At 63.2% G+C, this 17926-nt stretch carries 13 protein-coding genes; 8 read left to right on the top strand and 5 right to left on the bottom strand.

Translation table 11 applies throughout. From position 1 onward, the window contains the following. Nucleotides 1-7: 7 nt before the first annotated feature. Together LDN70_RS04725 and LDN70_RS04730 are read right to left on the bottom strand one after the other, a co-directional pair. The gene (locus tag LDN70_RS04725) at nucleotides 8-1030 is read right to left on the bottom strand and encodes a LacI family DNA-binding transcriptional regulator (RefSeq protein ID WP_142936552.1); all 1023 of its coding nucleotides are present in this window, start codon (nucleotides 1028-1030) and stop codon (nucleotides 8-10) included. A gap of 20 nt (nucleotides 1031-1050) precedes the next feature. Continuing rightward, nucleotides 1051-2796 carry a glycoside hydrolase family 13 protein gene (locus tag LDN70_RS04730; RefSeq protein ID WP_223941913.1) on the bottom strand — a complete coding sequence of 582 codons (1746 nt, stop codon included), beginning with the start codon at nucleotides 2794-2796 and terminating at the stop codon, nucleotides 1051-1053. Nucleotides 2797-3006: 210 nt separating this feature from the next. Here LDN70_RS04730 and LDN70_RS04735 point away from each other — a divergent pair, with 210 nt between their 5' ends. The 7 genes from LDN70_RS04735 (at nucleotide 3007) to LDN70_RS04765 (ending at nucleotide 12618) form a co-directional block, all read left to right on the top strand. After that, nucleotides 3007-4305, top strand: a complete 1299-nt coding sequence (locus tag LDN70_RS04735) for a sugar ABC transporter substrate-binding protein (protein WP_223941914.1) — start codon at nucleotides 3007-3009, stop codon at nucleotides 4303-4305. A 97-nt stretch (nucleotides 4306-4402) separates the two neighbouring features. Next, the gene (locus LDN70_RS04740) at nucleotides 4403-6043 is read left to right on the top strand and encodes an ABC transporter permease subunit (RefSeq protein WP_223941915.1); all 1641 of its coding nucleotides are present in this window, start codon (nucleotides 4403-4405) and stop codon (nucleotides 6041-6043) included. Continuing rightward, the gene (locus LDN70_RS04745; protein ID WP_223941916.1) at nucleotides 6043-6975 is read left to right on the top strand and encodes a sugar ABC transporter permease; all 933 of its coding nucleotides are present in this window, start codon (nucleotides 6043-6045) and stop codon (nucleotides 6973-6975) included. The genes LDN70_RS04740 and LDN70_RS04745 overlap by 1 nt, the downstream gene beginning before the upstream one ends. 2 nt (nucleotides 6976-6977) lie before the next feature. Next, complete coding sequence (locus tag LDN70_RS04750) at nucleotides 6978-8900, top strand: glycoside hydrolase family 13 protein (RefSeq protein ID WP_223941917.1); 1923 nt, start codon at nucleotides 6978-6980, stop codon at nucleotides 8898-8900. Nucleotides 8901-9047: 147 nt separating this feature from the next. After that, nucleotides 9048-10493, top strand: a complete 1446-nt coding sequence (locus LDN70_RS04755; RefSeq protein WP_223941918.1) for an FAD-binding oxidoreductase — start codon at nucleotides 9048-9050, stop codon at nucleotides 10491-10493. A gap of 310 nt (nucleotides 10494-10803) precedes the next feature. Beyond that, nucleotides 10804-12021, top strand: coding sequence for an MFS transporter (locus LDN70_RS04760; RefSeq protein ID WP_223941919.1), 1218 nt, complete (start codon nucleotides 10804-10806; stop codon nucleotides 12019-12021). Nucleotides 12022-12126: 105 nt separating this feature from the next. After that, nucleotides 12127-12618 carry a pyridoxamine 5'-phosphate oxidase family protein gene (locus LDN70_RS04765; RefSeq protein WP_166841644.1) on the top strand — a complete coding sequence of 164 codons (492 nt, stop codon included), beginning with the start codon at nucleotides 12127-12129 and terminating at the stop codon, nucleotides 12616-12618. A gap of 82 nt (nucleotides 12619-12700) precedes the next feature. Here LDN70_RS04765 and LDN70_RS04770 read toward each other — a convergent pair whose 3' ends face one another. Beyond that, nucleotides 12701-13930 (bottom strand): amidohydrolase family protein, encoded by a 1230-nt coding sequence (locus tag LDN70_RS04770; RefSeq protein WP_223941920.1) that lies wholly within the window; start codon nucleotides 13928-13930, stop codon nucleotides 12701-12703. Between the two features lie 125 nt (nucleotides 13931-14055). Here LDN70_RS04770 and LDN70_RS04775 point away from each other — a divergent pair, with 125 nt between their 5' ends. Further along, nucleotides 14056-14757 (top strand): GntR family transcriptional regulator, encoded by a 702-nt coding sequence (locus LDN70_RS04775; protein WP_166841642.1) that lies wholly within the window; start codon nucleotides 14056-14058, stop codon nucleotides 14755-14757. A gap of 62 nt (nucleotides 14758-14819) precedes the next feature. On the opposite strand, the gene LDN70_RS04780 is transcribed toward LDN70_RS04775, so the two are convergent. Both LDN70_RS04780 and LDN70_RS04785 read right to left on the bottom strand, forming a co-directional pair. Beyond that, on the bottom strand, nucleotides 14820-16235 hold the full coding sequence (locus tag LDN70_RS04780; RefSeq protein WP_142936541.1) for a DUF4032 domain-containing protein: 1416 nt from the start codon (nucleotides 16233-16235) through the stop codon (nucleotides 14820-14822). Beyond that, nucleotides 16232-17836, bottom strand: coding sequence for a beta-N-acetylhexosaminidase (locus tag LDN70_RS04785; protein ID WP_223941921.1), 1605 nt, complete (start codon nucleotides 17834-17836; stop codon nucleotides 16232-16234). Before LDN70_RS04785 ends, LDN70_RS04780 begins: the two co-directional genes overlap by 4 nt. Nucleotides 17837-17926 lie beyond the last annotated feature (90 nt).

The raw sequence follows: 17926 nt of genomic DNA on the forward strand, positions 1-17926 counted from the left end.
AGGCACCTTAGGCGGTGCCGGCCCTCGGCACCGCGGTACTGGTGCGAACCACCAGCTTGGTGGGGTGTTCGGTATCAGCAGGTTCCAGCACCAACCCGTTGTTGATGGCGCCCAGCAGAGTCCGGACGGCCAATGCTCCCTGGCCCTTGGCATCCTGGTCGATGGTGGTCAGGCCAAGGACATTGCCAAGATCGTGCCCGTCAATGCCCATGACGGACAGGTCGTCGGGGATGCGCAGGCCGAAGTCCCTTGCGGCGAGGATGGTGCCAATGGCCATTTCATCCGACGCCGCAAAGACGGCTGTGGGGCGCTCCGGTGCGCTGGCCAGGAGTTGCCGGGCCGCCGAGTAAGCGCCTTCTATCGTGAAGTCCGCGGATACGATCCATTCGGGCCTGACCGGGCAGCCGGCGTCGTTCATTGCTTTCTCGAAACCGCTGCGGCGGGTTCCAGGCAGGTGGAAGTCCTGGTCATAGGCCTCATGACCCGTGATGTGCGCGATCTTGGTATGGCCCAGGCCCAACAGGTGGTTGGTGGCCTTCAGTGCGAGTCCAGAGTCGTCAATCCTGATAGTCGAAGCTCCCGGCAACGGTCCGCCGATGCCCACGATGGGCCGGTGGACCGCGTGAAGCTGCTGGATCTCGTCTTCGCTGAGCTCCAAGGACACTGCAATGACTGCGTCCACCCGCTTGCGTAGCAGGAAGTCGTTGAACACGCTCTGCCGGTGCGCAGGGTTTTCACCGATGTTGTAGAGGGTGAGGTCGTAGCCGGCCTCAAGCAACGCCGCGGAGGCGCCCTCGATCACCGCTGAGAAGAACCAGCGGTGGACTGAGGGCACCACCAGACCGACGTTGTGCGTGCGCCCGGAAGCCAGGCTTGACGCATGATAGGACAGCACGAATCCCAATTCGGCAGCGGCGGAGCGGGCACGTTCCCGGCTGCTGGGGGATACGTTGCCCTTTCCGCTCAGCGCCCGTGAGACCGTGGCAACGGACAGCCCTGCTCGCTCGGCTACGTCCTTGATGCCGGTCATGCTGCTCCTCGGTGGAAAAGTTAGCTGGCTGTTAGCCAGATTGTCTCCCCCGAGCCTAGTAGATCAGCAGCCAGTAGATCAGCGCCGGCTTCCACCGCGGAACTCCGCAGGATGGTTTCGCCTGCGGGGAGCGGCATTGCCTCGGCTCCGACGTTCATCATCACCAGGGTGTTGCCGTTGAGGTAGGCCAGCGAGGTCTCGCTGCAGTAGTCCTCCACCCAGGCCAGGGATCCCTCGCCGAGGCGGTGCGTGGTGCGGAGCTCGAGCATCCGCCGGTACAGGTTAAGGTGCGACGCCGGATCCGCCTCTTGCTTGTCCCTGGCCAGGGCGGGCCAGGACTCGGGCTGGGGCAGCCAGGGGTCCAGGCCGCTGCCGAACCCGGAGTGGGGTTCGGACGAACGCCAGGGGAGCGGAACGCGGCAGCCGTCACGGCCGATGCGGGCTCCGCCGGTACGGGCGAACGTTGGATCCTGGCGCATGCTGCCGGGAATGCTGGAGGAATCCGGGAGGCCGAGCTCTTCGCCTTGGTAGAGGTAGGCGCCACCGGGGAGGCCCAACATGAACATGGTGGCCGCGGCAGCCCGTCGTCGTCCGAGTTCTTCGTTGGGTTGCACGTCGTCGGGGCCGATGCCGTCGCCGTCGCGGGGTCCTGGTCCGTCGTAGCCGAAGCGTGAAACGTGCCGGACAACGTCGTGGTTGGACAGCACCCAGGTGCTCGGGGCCCCCACGGCGTCCAGGGAGATCAGGGAGTCGGTGATGATGTGGCGCAGGCGATTCACGTCCAGTCCTGCGTGCAGGTAGGGGAAGTTGAAGGCCTGGTGCATTTCATCGGCTCGAACCCACTGGGCCAGCCGGGGCAGCGGGTCCACGTTGGCTTCCGCGCAGAGGATGCGGTCCGGTCCGTATTCTTCCAGGATGGAGCGCCAGCGGCGGTAGATATCGTGGAGGGCGGGCTGGCCGAACATGGGTGCGTCGTGTCCCGGGAAGCCTTCGGAGCTGTTGCCGTCTGCGCGTCCACCCCAGTCAGGGAGTCCGGCTGCCTTGACCAGCGCGTGGGCGACGTCCACCCGGAAGCCGGAGATGCCGCGGTCCAGCCAGAAGCGGAGGACGCGTTCAAACTCGGCATGGACGGCCGGGTTGTCCCAGTTGAAGTCCGGCTGCGAGGAATCGAAGAGGTGGAGGAACCATTGGCCGGGGTTGCCGCTCGGCTCCATGACGCGCGTCCATGCCGGGCCACCGAAGTGCGATTGCCAGTTGTTGGGAGGCTCATTGCCGTCGGGGCCCAGGCCATCGCGGAAGATGAACATATCCCGCTCCGGACTGTTGGCGCCGGCGGCAAGCGCGGCCTGGAAGGCGACGTGCTGCTCGGAACAGTGATTGGGGACGAGGTCCGCGATGACGCGCAAGTTGAGCCTGTTGGCCTCTGCGATGAGGGCATCGAAGTCGGTCAGGGTGCCGAAGAGGGGATCGACGTCGCAGTAGTCGCTGACGTCGTATCCGGCGTCCCGCTGAGGTGAGCGGTAGAAGGGCGACAACCACACGGCGTCGACGCCCAACGTCGCCAACTGCGGCAGTTCGGCGGTGATACCCGCCAAGTCTCCTACGCCGTCGCCATTGAGGTCGCGGAAGGACCGCGGATAAATCTGGTAGATCACAGCGGACCGCCACCATCCGTGCGCCTTCGAAGCGTGGTGGACGGGGGTCACGTGCGTGAAAGCTGCAGTGGGCTCGTGGGTCGCAACCGAGAGCAATGAATCAACGGACATGAACACATCGTAGAAGAGAATTTTCAAAATTGTAAACGCTTCCAGCCCTAAGGGTGCTGTCTTTGAGTGATTTACAAGGTGGGGTCTTTTCAATTCCGCGTATGTACCTGTAGTGTGTGGAAGCGCTTGCAGTCTGTGAGCAAAGTCACCGGCGATGCGATGGGTTTAGAGCCCTTGCCGTCGAAGCAAAGAAGAACGAAAGGGACACCAATGAAGGTGCACACTACCCTCGAGACTCAAACAACCCGGCGTGTTTTCGCCGCCGGGGCGATCTCCGTGGCCGCTGCCCTGGCACTGACCGCCTGCGGTGGAAGCGCCTCCACTACGCCCAGCTCGGATGCTGCAAAGCCGGACCTCAAGGCTGCCGGAGCCGGTGTCATCACCATGTGGGTTGACGCCGAGCGCTCTCCGGCGCTGAAGGACATCACGGAGAAGTTCAAGTCCGATACCGGCATCGAAGTGAAGCTTGTGGTCAAGGATTTCGCCGCCGTGCGCGACGACTTCATCACCCAGGTACCCACCGGCCAAGGGCCGGACTTGATTGTTGGACCCCATGACTGGATTGGAAAGTTTGTCCAGAACGGTGTGATTGCCCCCGTTGAGCTGGGCGACAAAGCGGCACAGTTCCAGGACTCCTCCATCAAGGCCATGACCTACAACGGCGCCGTCTATGGTATCCCGTACGCCATCGAGAACATCGCCTTGCTTCGCAACACCAGCATCGTGGACAGCAAAGCCGCCACGCTGGACGAAGTAGTGGCCAACGGCAAGAAAGCCGTTGCGGACGGCAAAGCCGCATTCCCGTTCCTGGTGGGCATGGATCCGAAACAGGGCGATCCCTACCACCTGTATCCGCTGCAGTCCTCCATGGGCTCACAGGTCTTCGGCAAGAGTGCCGACGGCGGATATGACGCAAAGCAGCTCCTCATCGGTGACGCTGCCGGCGTCGAATTCGCCAAGAAGCTGGCCTCCTGGGGTGATGCCGGCGAGAAGATTATCAACTCCAACATCACCAATGACATTGCCAAGGAGAAGTTCCTGGCCGGAGAATCCCCGTATTTCCTGACAGGCCCGTGGAACGTTCCGGACGTCCAGAAGAAGGGCATCAAGTTGGCCGTGGATGAACTGCCCACTGCCGGCGGCGAGCCTGCCCAGCCGTTCATCGGTGTCAACGGCTTCTTCATCAGCGCCAAGAGCGTCAACGCCTTGGCCACCAATGAGTTCGTCACCAACTACCTCACCTCCGAGTCGGCACAGGATTCCATGTATGCGGCAGGCGGACGCCCGCCGGCATTGAAGGCCTCCTTCGAGAAGGCCGCCAGCGATCCCGTTGTGGAGGCGTTCGGAAAGATCGGTGCCACGGGCGTCCCCATGCCGGCCATCCCTGAAATGAGTGTGGTGTGGGCTGACTGGGGCGCCACCGAGTTGGCCATCATCAAGGGCCAGGGAGATCCGGCTGAGGCTTGGACCAAGATGGCCGACAGCATCAAGTCCAAGATCGGCGGCTAGCACCACAACCGGATAACTCCACCGGTCTGCCCCGGGCCGGGCGGCAATCCACCGCCCGGCCCTGCCTGTCGCCAACCGCTTCACTCAAGGATCCACAATGCCAAAACCAGATCTCCGCGAACTGCCAGCAACCCAAGGCCAACCGAGCCCGGAACAGTCCGTCGGCAGCGGCGCCCGCCCCACAGCCAAGCCCGTACGCCACCCGGATTCCCTCAAGGGCACCATCCTCAAGGTTGTCCTGCTGGGACTTGTGGACGCTTTTGCGGTGTACATCCTGATGATGCTGTTCCTCAGCCAGTCGTGGCCCGCGTTGGCGGTATCCTCACTGGTGGTTCTGGCCATCAACTGGATCTACCTCCGTAAGGGTGGGCTACCGGCCAAGTACCTGGCTCCAGGGGTACTGTTCCTGCTGGTGTTCCAGGTCCTGGTGGTGGTGTTCAGCGGTTACATCGCCTTCACCAACTACGGCGATGGGCACAACAGCACCAAGGAAGATGCCATTTCGGCCATCCAGATGACAGCCCAGAAGCGCGTCCCGGACTCGCCTGCTTACAAGGCGTCCGTGCTCACCAAGGGCAGTGATTTCTACCTGCTGTTCACGGATCCCTCTGGCAAGGCACAACTCGGCAGCAGTGAGGATCCGCTCACCGAGGTCCCGGAAGCCGGCAAAGACTCGACAGGCAAGGCCACCTCCCTGGCGGGTTACCAGACGCTGAAGTTCCAGGAGATCGTGGCCAATCAGCAGGAAATTCTTAAGATCACAGTCCCGGTTTCGGACGATCCCGCCGATGGAACGCTCCGCACTGCGGACGGCAGCACGGCCTACCAGTTCAAGCCGGCACTGAACTATGACGCCGCCACGGATACCTTCACGGACACCGATACCGGCTCCCAATACCGCGACAACGGCAAGGGCGCTTTCGCGGACGCCAACGGGGAGACCCTGGCCACCGGCTGGAAGATCGATGTTGGCATGGACAACTTCGTGCGGGCCTTCACGGATCCCAGCCTGCGCGGGCCACTCCTGGGTGTGATCCTTTGGACGTTCACCTTCTCCATCGCATCCGTTGCCCTGACCTTTGTGATGGGCCTCTTCCTGGCCATCACCTTCAACCGTGAGGACCTTCGCGGCAAGAAGGCGTACCGGATCCTGATGATCCTGCCCTATGCGTTCCCCGCTTTCCTGTCCGGCCTGGTGTGGTCCGGCATCCTCAACCCCGAGTTCGGCTGGCTCAACCAAACACTCTTGGGCGGCGCGAACATCGGGTGGCTTACGGACCCTGTCCTGGCCAAGATCAGCGTGCTGGTGGTCAATGTGTGGCTTGGCTTCCCGTACATGTTCCTGGTCTGCACGGGCGCCTTGCAATCGCTGCCGTCTGAAATCGACGAGGCCGCCCGCATGGATGGTGCCTCGGCCTGGCGGGTGTTCCGGTCCATCAAGTTGCCGCTGCTCCTGGTGTCCGTGGCGCCGCTGCTGATCTCCTCCTTTGCCTTCAACTTCAACAACTTCAACGTCATCTACATGCTCACCGGTGGTGGGCCGCGCTTCGCGGACACTGATCGCGATATCGGATCCACCGACATCCTGATCACGCTGGTGTACAAGGTGGCGTTCGGCCAAGGCACAGGGCGCGACTACGGACTGGCCAGCGCGCTGGCCATCATCATTTTCATCATCGTGGCCACTATCTCGGCCATCAGCTTCAAACAGACCAAAGCACTCGAGGACGTGAACTGATGAGCGTACGCACACTGGCCGACACCAAGGAAACAGCGCTCGACGGCGGCCCATCGCCGCTGGCGCCTGCACGCCGTCCGTTCGGGGTCTGGTTTAAGGACAAAGGCTGGCGGCATGTGGTGGGCATCGTCACCACGATCTTCGCCGTGTTCCCGCTCCTGTATGTTCTATCCGCTGCCTTGGATTCCAACGGCACCCTGGTGGGTTCCAACGGACTCTTCTCCAGGTTCGATACCGGCAACTTCGTGGCACTCTTCAGCGATCCCACCAGACCTTTCGGCCGTTGGTTCGTGAACACCTTGGTGGTTGGTACGGTAACGTCCGCCGCCACCGTTTTCCTCGGCGCCATGGCCGCGTACGCGTTCTCCCGCATGCGTTTCAAAGGCCGACGGATGGGACTGTTGACCCTCCTCTTACTGCAGATGTTCCCGCAACTGTTGGCCGTCGTCGCGATTTTCCTGCTCCTGAGTGGCATCTCGCAAGTAATCCCCGCCCTGGGGCTGGGCAGCCAGCTGGGCCTGATCATGGTGTACCTCGGCGGCGCGCTGGGCGTGAACACGTACCTGATGTACGGGTTCTTCAACACGGTCCCGCAGTCCTTGGACGAAGCGGCGAAGATCGACGGTGCCAGCCACGTCCAGATCTTCTTCGGCATCATCCTGCGGCTGGTCACCCCCATCCTGGCTGTTGTGGGTCTCTTGGCGTTCATAGGCATCTCCAGCGAGTTCGTCATCGCCAGCGTTGTCCTGACCGATCCTGACAGCCAGACACTCGCCGTCGGGCTCTACTCCTATGTGGCCCAGCAGCGCTCCGAAAACTGGGGCGTCTTCGCAGCCGGCGCCGTCATCGCGGCCATCCCTGTCATGGCCTTGTTCCTCTTCCTGCAGAAGTACATCGTCAGCGGCCTCACCGCCGGCTCAGTGAAAGGCTGACCATGCCAATCGCCCTTCCGCACCATGACGGATCCGGACTTTATGCTCCCCATGCCGTGTCCCTCGGCGAAACAGTCCGGCTCCGGCTGCGCGTCCCGCAGGGGTGGGGGCCGGCGTCGAAGGTTTGGGTCCGGTCCGTCCAGGACGGCGAGCCGCGCTACGACGCCGCGATCAGGCTCGGCTCGGCTGATGGCTGGGACTGGTGGGAAGCGGCGATGCTCGTGGCAAACCCGGTGGCCAAGTACCGCTTCCTGCTGGAAGTCGCTGAAACGCACGACGACGATGCTGCCGCCACCGTGGCGAGCCGAAGCACCATTGGGCGGCGCTACTGGAACCTCAACGCCCAAGGCCTGTTCCGACGGGACGTCTCCGACTCTGCAGACTTCAGGCTGACAACGTTCGCCGCGGCTCCGGAGTGGCTCCGCAAGGGCACCATGTACCAGGTGTTTCCTGACAGGTTCGCGCGATCCGCCCAAGCGGACAATCATCCGACTCCGCACTGGGCTATCGCATGTTCCTGGGACGCCCAGGTGGTGCGGACAGGCGAGCAGGCAGCCACCCAGTTCTATGGGGGAGACCTTCCCGGGATCACGGGAAAGCTCGATCACCTGCAGGACTTGGGGGTGGATATCCTCTACCTGACGCCGTTCTTCCCCGCACGATCCAACCACCGCTACGATGCGTCAACCTTCGATTCCGTGGACCCGCTCCTGGGCGGAGACCAGGCCCTGGTGGACTTGGTGGAAGCTGCACATGCGCGAGGCATCAAAGTCATGGGGGATCTCACCGCCAACCACTCCGGCGACGCCCACGAATGGTTCGTCAAGGCGCTCGCGGATCCCGGCTCGGAGGAAGCTGGCTACTACTACTTCAGCCCCGACCATTCCAGCTACGAGTCGTGGTGGGGCGTGCCGTCACTGCCCAAGTTTAACTGGTCCTCCGATGCACTCCGCCGACGTTTCGTGACGGATGATGATTCCGTGGTGGCACGCTGGCTCAAGCCGCCGTTCAATCTGGATGGCTGGAGGATCGATGTCGGCAACATGACCGGCCGTCTGGGCGCGGTGGACCTCAACCATGACGTGGCACGGCTCATTGCGGACCGGGTGCGCGAAATCAACCCGAACGCGGCCCTGCTGGCGGAGTCCACCTCCGATGCCTCTCCGGATTTCACGGGCGAGCACTGGCAGGGAGCCATGACGTACTCCCACCTGACCCGGCCGTTGTGGTCCTGGCTCGCCAAAGACGCACCGAACGTGAACTTCTTCGGCTCACCGCAATCCGGGCCCAACAAGATCGATGCTGAGGACTTCCTGGCAACACATCAGGACCTCGCCGCGGGATTTAGCTGGGGTGTGCTGCAAAACAATATGAACGCGCTCAATACGCACGACACCGCACGCGCGGCAACGGTGATGGTCGACGGCGGTCCTGCCGTGGGTGCCGCCCTCACCTTCTGCCTTCCAGGAGTTCCGGTCATGTTTGCCGGCGACGAGTTCGGGTTTGTTGGGTTCAACGGCGAGGACTCCAGGACGCCCATGCCATGGGCTGATGGTAGCCGCGTGCGGACGGACATGCGGTCCCTCTACGCCAACCTTGCGCGGCTGCGCAGGGAACTGCCGTCGCTGACTGAAGGCGGGGTGCGCTGGCTGCACGCCGAGGGCGACGCGTTGGTCTTCATCCGGGAAAGTTTGGAATCTTCAGCGCTGGTATTCGTCGCTAGGGACACGGCCGAGGTGGTCCTCGACAACGCTGTCCTCTCCAGCCAGCAGCTCGAAGCGTTACTCGCCCCGCCACTGCACCACTCCGGAACGGCGAGCTCCGCACCCGCCGGACCATCCGGCGTCGACGATGTTTGCCTACGTGCCGAAGGTGTCTCCGCAGGAATCTGGGCGCTGCCGGGGACGGTGCTCGCCACCGGGTAGCCGGCGGCCGTGGCCGTGCCCTGCCTTTCCGGGCTGGCTAGCGTTCCGGGCTGGCTAGACTGGGAGCACTAAAACACTGCGAAGACTGCCGGTTTGGCGTGTCCGCGGTGCGTACGTGGAGGGACCACTGTGTCGGACGAAACGGCTATGGCCGGAACATCAGAGGAAAGCATCAACACCTGGACCGCGGGCCGCCGGGAACACTCACGGCCCTCGGCAGGCCAACAAGTATTCCTGAAAGAGCTCGCGGCCGGACTCCGTGCCGGGCAGGTGGCCGAGGATGAAGAAACCCTCACCGTATACTCCATGGATCAAGGACCGCTGCTGGAGCGGCACCTGCCGCTCGCTGTGGTGTGGGCCGAGTCCCTCGAAGACGTGCAACACATCGTTCGCAGCTGCGCGGCACACCAAGTGCCCATCGTCGCCCGGGGTGCAGGAACCGGCGTCTCCGGGGGAGCGCACGCCACCCAAGGCTGCATCGTCCTGGGCCTGGAACGGATGAACCGCATCCTGGACCTCAACCCCGACGACGAAACCGCCGTCGTCGAACCCGGCGTCATCAACGCCGACCTCAACACCGCCGCCGCCGAGCACGGGCTCATGTACGCGCCCGACCCGGCCAGCTACAAAATGTCCACCATCGGCGGCAACGTGGCCACCAACGCCGGAGGACTGCGCTGCGCAAAATACGGCGTGACACGTGACTCCGTGCTCGCCCTGGACGTCGTCATGGCCGATGGCTCCCTGATGCACACCGGCCACCAAACCTTCAAAGGCGTGGCGGGCTACGACCTCACCGCGTTACTGGTGGGCTCCGAAGGAACATTGGGGATTGTGGTGGGAGTGACCGTTCGGCTCAAATACCTGCCGCGCGAAATCCACACGATCGCCGCCTTCTACCAGGACTTCCGCAGCGCCGCCGCTGGTGTGCTTGCAGTAGGCAAAGCCCGCGTACAGCCCGCCATCATGGAACTCCTGGACAACGGCACCTTGGTGCAGCTGGACGAACTGAACGGCAGCGACCTCCAAAAGCGCGGCAAATCCCTGCTGCTCATCCAAACCGACGGTTTCGGAGCGGCCGCAGAAGCCGACGTCGTCCGCCAGGTACTCGCCGACGGCGGCGCCACAGTCACCACTGAAGCCAGCGAAGAAGCCGAAATGCTGGTGGAACTACGCAGAAACAGTCGCGGCGTCGAAGTGGACGACGAATTCAGGGTGGGCGAAGACATAGCCGTCCCGCGCTCGCGCTTGGTGGACTTCGTGGCTGAACTCGAGGCCATGGCCGCCCGATTCCAGGTTCGACTCAAAGTAGTGGCACACGCCGGCGACGGAAACCTGCACCCCACGTTCTGGATGGACCGCGTAGACCCCGCCACCGACGCAGACGCGCTCCAACGACTCAACGCAGCCCTGGACGAATCAATCCGCGTAGGCCTCCACATGGGCGGCACCATTACAGGCGAGCACGGCGTGGGCCAATACAAGCTGCGTTGGCTCGGGCTTGAGCAACCCGAACCGATGCGTGAGCTGCAGCGGCGGATCAAGGAGCTGTTCGACCCGCAGGGAATCCTGAATCCGGGAAAAGCTATCTGATCCGTGGGCCTGTGACGCTCTATCACGTTTCGCGTGTTTGGGTGTGACGCTCTCTCACGTCTCGCGTGTTTGGGTGTGACGCTCTATCACCTCCAACTCTCTGGCGGACCGCATGAGTGCTTCTTGGTATTCCAGACTCGGAGTAGTTGCACTCTGAATCTTGAACTTCCTTGCAGACCAAGGCGTTTACTTTCCATCATTCCCCTCATAGTCTTACTTGGTATACCAAAGTTGCTATGAGGGGAATGACGTGCGCGAGAAGCGGCAGGCTGGATCTTTACTGAATCCGAGGCTGAGGGTGGGTCTAGCGTTGATCGCGCTTGTCATGGTGTCCGTGAATCTTCGACCGGCCATTACCACCGTTGCCGGGGTGATGAATCAGGTGCCGGGAGTGTTCAGCCTGGATCCGTCCCTGCTTCCAGTACTGGGCACTTTGCCGGTATTGGCCTTTGGTATTTCCGGCCCCATGGGGCCATGGCTGGCTCAACGACTCGGGACAGGTCGTGCCGTCGCGGTGGCGTTGCTGGTTCTGGCCGCGGCATTGGTCATTCGGGCGACGGTGCCCGCACTGCTGCTGCCCGGAACCTTCTTGGCCGGCATGGCGATCATGACAGCCGGCGTGCTGGTGCCTCAGATCGTCAAAGCCAACCGCGGCACCGGCTGGTGGACTGGCCTGTGCACCATGGGATTCGGCCTCGGCGCTGCGCTGGGTGCCGGGCTGGTCCAGCCATTGGAGCAGGCCTTCGGTGGAAACCTGGCATCAGCGCTCGCCGTGTGGGCGGTGCCAGCGCTGATCGGCGCGTTCCTGATCCAACGATCCGGAGGACGCCCGACGGCGGCACCCACCACTGCGGGCACCGTCACCGGAGCCACTGATGTGGTCACTCCGCTCCGGAAGCAACGCACGGCGTGGGCGGTGACAGCGTTCTTCGGACTCCAGGCCATGCTCTACTTCGCGATCACGTCCTGGTTGGCGGTGTACGGGGTATCCCGAGGGCTCGCACAAGCCGATGCTGCCGCCCTGCTGGCGTGGTTCAGTCTTGCTGGGTTGCCTGCAAGTTTGCTGGCTCCCGTGCTCGCTGGCCGCCCCGGCATCCTGAGGATCATGGCGCCCGGCCTTGGCTTGTCCGTGGCAGCTGCGCTGCTTGGAGTTCTGATGGCACCACTTGAGCTGCAGTTCCTCGCAGTAGGCGTCCTCGGCATTGTCCAAAGCGCTGGATTCGGGCTGGCCATGGCGTTGGTGGTGATCCGCTCCGATGGGCCGCAATCGGCGGGCAGGCTCTCCGCCATGAGCCAGGGATTTGGTTTCGCGTTGGCGTCCCTCGGCCCGCTGGGTGCCGGGGTACTGCACACCATCACCGGCGGCTGGGCATTGACGTTCTGGGCGCTCGCCGCGGAGGCCGTAGTGCTGGCAGGTGCAGGATTCTTTGCTATCCGTGGACCCCTCGTCAGCCTGGAGGCAACGGAGTCAGCGGAGCGGGCGGCGCCTCCTGAGCAAGCAACTACCAAAGCCACGGTGGTTCGATAACCCGGCTATTCGAAGGATTGTGCAGAGGCGGGCACCGCGTCCGATTGCCCGGAAACCGGGGAAGGGCCTGTTCGGGCAGCAGCCCGGCGGCGTATCCTCGGCCATATGACCAACTCAGCAGCAACAGGTACAAATCAGCCGGAAACGCCCGCTACTGAAGTCCTGGAGACCAACGAGTGTTGGGAGCTCCTCCGCAGTGTCTCGGTGGGCAGGCTCGCCGTTGTGGTGCAGGATCACCCGGACATCTTTCCCGTGAATTACAAAGTTGATCACGGGACCCTGGTGTTCCGGACCGGTGAAGGCACCAAACTTCATGCAGCTCTGGGCGATGCTCCGGTTGCCATCGAAGCCGACGGCGTCAATGCCGAAACAGGTGTGGCGTGGAGCGTGGTGGTCAAGGGCCGCGCTTCTGCCGTAAAACTGACGCAGGACGTGCTTGATACGGTCGGTCTCCTGCTGTTCCCTTGGGAGGCGGGGCAGAAGGACCAGTTCATCCGCATCACGCCTAGCGAAGTGACCGGGCGCCGCTTCAAAGTGACGCCCCCGGTGACGTGGTGGTCGCCCCTGGATGGCGCTCCCACGGCACGCGGCGAGTAGCACTTAAAGCGAAAACCCGCCCTTATCCGCCGCCAATACCGTTGAACGGCGAGGAATCGAACAAGAGCGGGCTCCGCGGCCGCTACACGAGTTCCAGCTGGTCAGCTACCACCCTTCCGGCGTGGATGACAGTGCGGTCTTTGCCGCGGTCCATCACCGTGGAGGCTACCGTTTCGCCGTCCACCAGGAGCAGCTCAGCCGGGTCACCGACCTCGACGCCGGGACGATGGGAGGTGTCCTTCAGCCTGGTTGCGCCGGGGTCAAGAATGCTCGCCCCACCGATGGTGGCGATGGCCAGGCAGTGCTCGATCAGCTGGTCCTTGCGGAAGCCATGGGTGAAAGCGAGTTGCCAGGTCCGGTCCAGCATGTCCGTGTTGCCGTAGGGGGACCAGTAGTCGCGCTGGCCATCTTCGCCCAAGCCCAAGCGAACACCGGCCTCGGTAAGGAGCGGGATGGGCAACTGGCCGGCAGCAGAAGGAGCAACCGACGCCAGGGAGACATCGAGCTCAGCGAAGGCATCAATGAGCCTGCGTGTAGTGGCCTCGTTGACGCTGCCCAGCTGGTACGCGTGGGACATGGTGACCTTGCCCTGCATGCCCAGCGCCTTGGTCCGCTCCAGCACCAGATCGGTGCTGAAGACGCCCAGCTCGCCCGGTTCGTGAAGGTGGATGTCGATGGGAACCTGATACTTCTCTGCCAGTCCAAACACGATGTCCAAGTGCTTGACGGGGTCCCGGTCCAAGGTGCAGGGATCGATGCCGCCCATCACGTTGGCGCCTGCTTTCAACGCCTCCTCCATGAGTTCCACCGTCCCTTCCTCCAACAACAGACCAGCCTGGGGGAACGCGATGATGTCAACGGATGCCTGACCGGCGAATTTCTCCTTGGCGGCAGCAACGGCGTCGAAGCGCTCCAGCTTGCAGTCCACATCAACCTGGGCGTAGGAGCGGACCCGCGTGGTGCCCCTGGCGATCATCCGTCCCAGGGTGTCATTCACGCGATCCTGCAGCGGGACCTCGGCGTTGCGCCAATTCAGGCGGTCGTTCATCATCATGGTCCACACACCCGGACCGCCGGTGTGTTCCCGGAACGGGAGGCCGATCCGGGTGGAGTCCAAGTGAACGTGGACATCCGAGAACGATGGCAGCAGCAGGCGCCCACGTCCTTCGACAACAGTGACGCCATCCGGGACCACGCGCGCAGGGTTGTGTGGTTCGACGGCGGTGATCTTGCCGCCTGCTTCGCCAGCGACGAGCGTGACGTCACTGAGCGCTTGCCCCCAGGGGCGGACGGCGCGGATCAGGGTATTCAATGGTTGCTCCTCTGATGGCAGGTCTGTTGATCGCCGACGCCCGTGTTAACGAAACGCGGGTGCTGTGAAATTCTTGTATACCAAAGTAGCGTAGGGGGAGCGTCACTCAAAGGACTGGCGACTGCATGAAGGGAAGTTTGACAGTGGCTGAGGCGATGCCGGAGAACGGGAATGGCCGCGATGAAGAGGCCCGCGCGGAGAACGTCTACCAACTGGTGTTGGAAGGCATCGTCGCGGGAACGTACGCGCAGGGTGTGCGGTTGCGCGAGCGTGAACTTTCGGAGCTTTACAACGTCTCCCGCATTCCCGTGCGCGAAGCTATCCAGCGCCTGGAACAGGACGGCTTTGTGGCAACTTTCCCCCGCCGCGGTGCCGTGGTGCGCCAACTGACCCTCACGGATGTCAACGAGCTTTTCGACGTTCGGCTCTGCTTGGAGACGTTCGCCGCGCGCATGGCTGCCACGCGTGTGGCCGAAGGCAGCGACGGCGGTCGGCTGGTGGAACTCATGGAGGCCTCCAAGGCAGCAATCGACGACGAACGGACCGACGACGTCGCCTTGATCAGCGCCGAGCTCCACGCCGAAATAGTGCGCCTGTCCGGTAACAGGCTGCTCATTGAATCCGTGAAACCCCTGTTTGGGCGCATGCGCTGGATCTTCGGGCTGGCCCACAACCGCAGCAATGAGCTCCAACGCGACGAACACACCGAACTCTGCAACGCCATCCTGAAGGGTAAGCCGGATCTGGCCTACTCCCTGGCGTACTCACACATCGAGTTGGGCCGCGAACCCGTCCTGGCCGGGCTGGCCGAGACACTGGAACCGTGAGTTTTTGTACAGCTAACGCCCTTTAGAAGCCCTCTTAGGGGCATTAGCTGTACAAAAACTCGTTAGTCGTCTGCGTCCGGGTACTCGTCCTCGTCGTCGTACCGGCCGGACTCCTCAACCTCAACTTCAAGGATCTTGAGAAGCTCCGTGTCCGGGTTCAGCATGATGGCTGCCTCGTCGCGGCGGTGCTGCAGCACCGTGTCCAGGTAGGACTGAACGGTTTCGGCCAGGGGCACGTACCTGTCCTGCTTCTGGCTCATGTACCAGCGGTGCTCCAACACCTCATGAACCACTTCCGCGGGCTCCAGCTTTCCGGCCAAATGACGCGGAATGGAACGCACAATGGGCTCGAAGATCTGGCTGACCCAGATGTGGGCGCTGATTTCCTCGTCCAGGTCCGGGTTGTTGTCCGCGCGGAACTGGTCCATGTCGTTGAGGAGCCTGCGGGCTTGGTTCTCTTGGGCGTCCAGGCCCGTAAGGCGCAGCAAACGACGCTGGTGGTGACCGGCGTCCACCACTTTGGGCTGGAGCTGGATGGTGGAGCCGTCCGCCGTGGTCTTGATGGCGTACTCCTCCACATCAAAGCCCAGCTCGTTGAGGCGCCGGATGCGGGCGGCCACGCGCCACCTTTCGCCGAGCTCGAAGGATTCCTTCTCCGTCAGTTCAGTCCAGAGCCGGCGGTAGCTGTCCATGATCAGCTCACTGGTAGCTACGGGATCCACCTTTTCCTCGATGAGTCCGCCGTCCAGCAAATCCATCAGTTCACCGGCGATGTTCACGCGGGCGATTTCGAGGTCGTATTCACGCTGACCCATGGAGAGGTCCGGGTAGAGCTCGCCTGTTTCGGCGTCCACCAGGTAAGCGGCGAAGGCGCCGGCATCACGGCGGAACAGGGTGTTGGACAGTGAAACGTCACCCCAGTAGAAGCCCACAAGGTGCAGGCGCACCAGCAGCAGCGCCTGGGCGTCAATGAGGCGCGTCAAGGTGTCTTTGCGGAGCATCTGGGAAAACAGCGCGCGGTACGGCATGGAGAATTTCAGGTGCCGCGTGACCAGGACCGGGTTCAGCGGCCTGCCGTCCGCGGTGGTCCTGCCCGTGATGACAGCCACCGGCTCCACGCAGGGAACGTCCAGCCGGGCCAGCTTCCGCAGCATGTGGTACTCATGGCGGGCAACATGCTCCGAGGTTTCCTTGATGGCGATGACCGAGCCACCCAAATGGGCAAAACGCACGATGTGCCGGGAGATACCGCGGGGCAGTGCCGCCAGGTTCTCGGCAGGCCAGTCCTCCAGCGCGATGTGCCATGGGAGATCCAGCAGTTCAGGATCGGCAGCAGCCGCGGTGATGTTCAGGGACCCGATGACGCTGGCGGGAGGTGCAGTGTCCTGCGCGCTGGCGGCTTCCTTCCGGGGGAGCTTGCCGATCTGCCCGTAGTCGGTGGGTTCGTCGTGCCACTGGGCTTCGTTTTGCTCGCTCATGCCTCAATTGTTCCGTACTTGGGAGGGGAAGATGTTTCTGCCGCGGGAAACGGCCACTGGGACACGGCGGACCACTCGACGTCGGGCGCTTCCTGGAAGGTGACACCTTGCTTGGCGAGCCGCTCGCCCAAGGCGCCCAGCCGACGTCGGAAGTCACCGGGGTTGCGAACCTCCTGACCGGACCACGCGACTTCCGCCAAGGAGACAGCCCTCGGGTAGAGGAGCCATTGGGCCTGCTGGTTGTCCCGGACTGTCTCGGACCACAATGCGCCCTCGACACCCAGAATGTGGTGGTCCTTCAGACCGCCCTGCGCTGGATCCCAGTTGTAGTAGTCGGCCCAGTCGAACGGCCCGCCTTCCACCCATTCAAGCCCGATGGGGCTGTCCGGTGCATATTTCTGGTCCAGGTAGGTCTTGTCTGCGGGGGACATGAGCACTTTGGCCCCATGGTGTTCCGCCTGCCGTGCCACGGCTTCGAAATCGCCGTGCCAGTACTGGATCACCGCGCCCTCGGGAAGCTCGACGGCTGCGAATTCGTTCCATCCCACCACGGTCTTGCCGGTTTCTGCGCCGATCCGAACGAACTGTTGGACCATGGAGACATAGTGGTCATGCTCCGTGACCTTCGCTTCGTCGCCACCGATGTGGAGGTAAGGGCCTACCGTGATGGCGGCGAGTTGCCCGAGGACCTCCCGGGCAAATTCGTAGGTTGCGGACAAGTTTTCGGTGAGCGTTGACCAGCCTACCTCCGCCGTGGTGCTCATCGGCTTGGCTTTGCCGTCAGGGTTCAGCTGCGGGATCGCGGCGAGGGCAGCGTTGACGTGGCCCGGGAGGTCGATCTCCGGCACCACCAGGACGTTCTTGCCGGCGGCATAGGCCTGGATGTCCAGGAAGTCCTGCTGTGTGTAGAAGCCTTCGTGGCCCCGCACGGGGATGGCCGTTGACACCTCCACAGCGCCCTGGCCACCCACGCCGGTGAGATTCGCGTAGGGCAGCGCGGAGGGGTTCTCTGCGGGCTCGTGGATTTCAATGCGCCAGGATTGGTCGTCGGTGAGATGCAGGTGGAGGGCGTTTAGCTTGAACTGAGTCATGACGTCTATCTGCTCTTTCACCTGGTCCACGGTGAAGAAGCTGCGCGCAACATCCAGCATCAGCCCGCGGTAGGCAAAGCGCGGAGCGTCCGCAATTTCGACGGCGGGAATCACCCAGGCGCCGTCCGCGCCGGAGCCTGCACTGTGGCCCCGGCTCCCGGACTCGATGGCCGCGGGGAACAGTTGCCGCAGTGTTTGGACGCCGTAGAAGAGTCCGGCAGGAGTGGAAGCGGTTACCCCGACACCGGATTCGGCGACAGTAAGCACATATGCCTCGGGGCCGCCGTCGAACGCTTCTGCCAACTCGAGCGAGATGTCGCCGGGGCGGGTGTCCTCAACAATGGGCAACGCGAAACCTGTGGCGCCGCGCAGCAGTGAAGCCAGCTGTTCGGCAACCGGCACAGTTGAGTCGATCGCGCTGATCCGTGCCGTGGAGGCAAGCGTGAAGGCCGGGGCATCCAGGAGTGCGACGTGGGAGGGGCGGGGAATCAGGGTGTCCGTCGTGTTCATGCCATTCTTTCGCAGGAGTTAGGTTAACGCGAGAGCGGCCCGACCTGGAGGGGTCGGGCCGCTATCAAAATGCGGATGTACTAGCCGGCG

The sequence above is a fragment of the Arthrobacter sp. StoSoilB22 genome (genome assembly GCF_019977315.1).
GTDB lineage: Bacteria > Actinomycetota > Actinomycetes > Actinomycetales > Micrococcaceae > Arthrobacter.

Excerpts from the sequence above, each read along its gene's own strand:
- LDN70_RS04725 (WP_142936552.1), bottom strand. The coding sequence starts at position 1,030 with ATGACCGGCATCAAGGACGTAGCCGAGCGAGCAGGGCTGTCCGTTGCC.
- LDN70_RS04730 (WP_223941913.1), bottom strand. The coding sequence starts at position 2,796 with ATGTCCGTTGATTCATTGCTCTCGGTTGCGACCCACGAGCCCACTGCA.
- LDN70_RS04735 (WP_223941914.1), top strand. The coding sequence starts at position 3,007 with ATGAAGGTGCACACTACCCTCGAGACTCAAACAACCCGGCGTGTTTTC.
- LDN70_RS04740 (WP_223941915.1), top strand. The coding sequence starts at position 4,403 with ATGCCAAAACCAGATCTCCGCGAACTGCCAGCAACCCAAGGCCAACCG.
- LDN70_RS04745 (WP_223941916.1), top strand. The coding sequence starts at position 6,043 with ATGAGCGTACGCACACTGGCCGACACCAAGGAAACAGCGCTCGACGGC.
- LDN70_RS04750 (WP_223941917.1), top strand. The coding sequence starts at position 6,978 with ATGCCAATCGCCCTTCCGCACCATGACGGATCCGGACTTTATGCTCCC.
- LDN70_RS04755 (WP_223941918.1), top strand. The coding sequence starts at position 9,048 with ATGGCCGGAACATCAGAGGAAAGCATCAACACCTGGACCGCGGGCCGC.
- LDN70_RS04765 (WP_166841644.1), top strand. The coding sequence starts at position 12,127 with ATGACCAACTCAGCAGCAACAGGTACAAATCAGCCGGAAACGCCCGCT.
- LDN70_RS04775 (WP_166841642.1), top strand. The coding sequence starts at position 14,056 with ATGAAGGGAAGTTTGACAGTGGCTGAGGCGATGCCGGAGAACGGGAAT.
- LDN70_RS04780 (WP_142936541.1), bottom strand. The coding sequence starts at position 16,235 with ATGAGCGAGCAAAACGAAGCCCAGTGGCACGACGAACCCACCGACTAC.
- LDN70_RS04785 (WP_223941921.1), bottom strand. The coding sequence starts at position 17,836 with ATGAACACGACGGACACCCTGATTCCCCGCCCCTCCCACGTCGCACTC.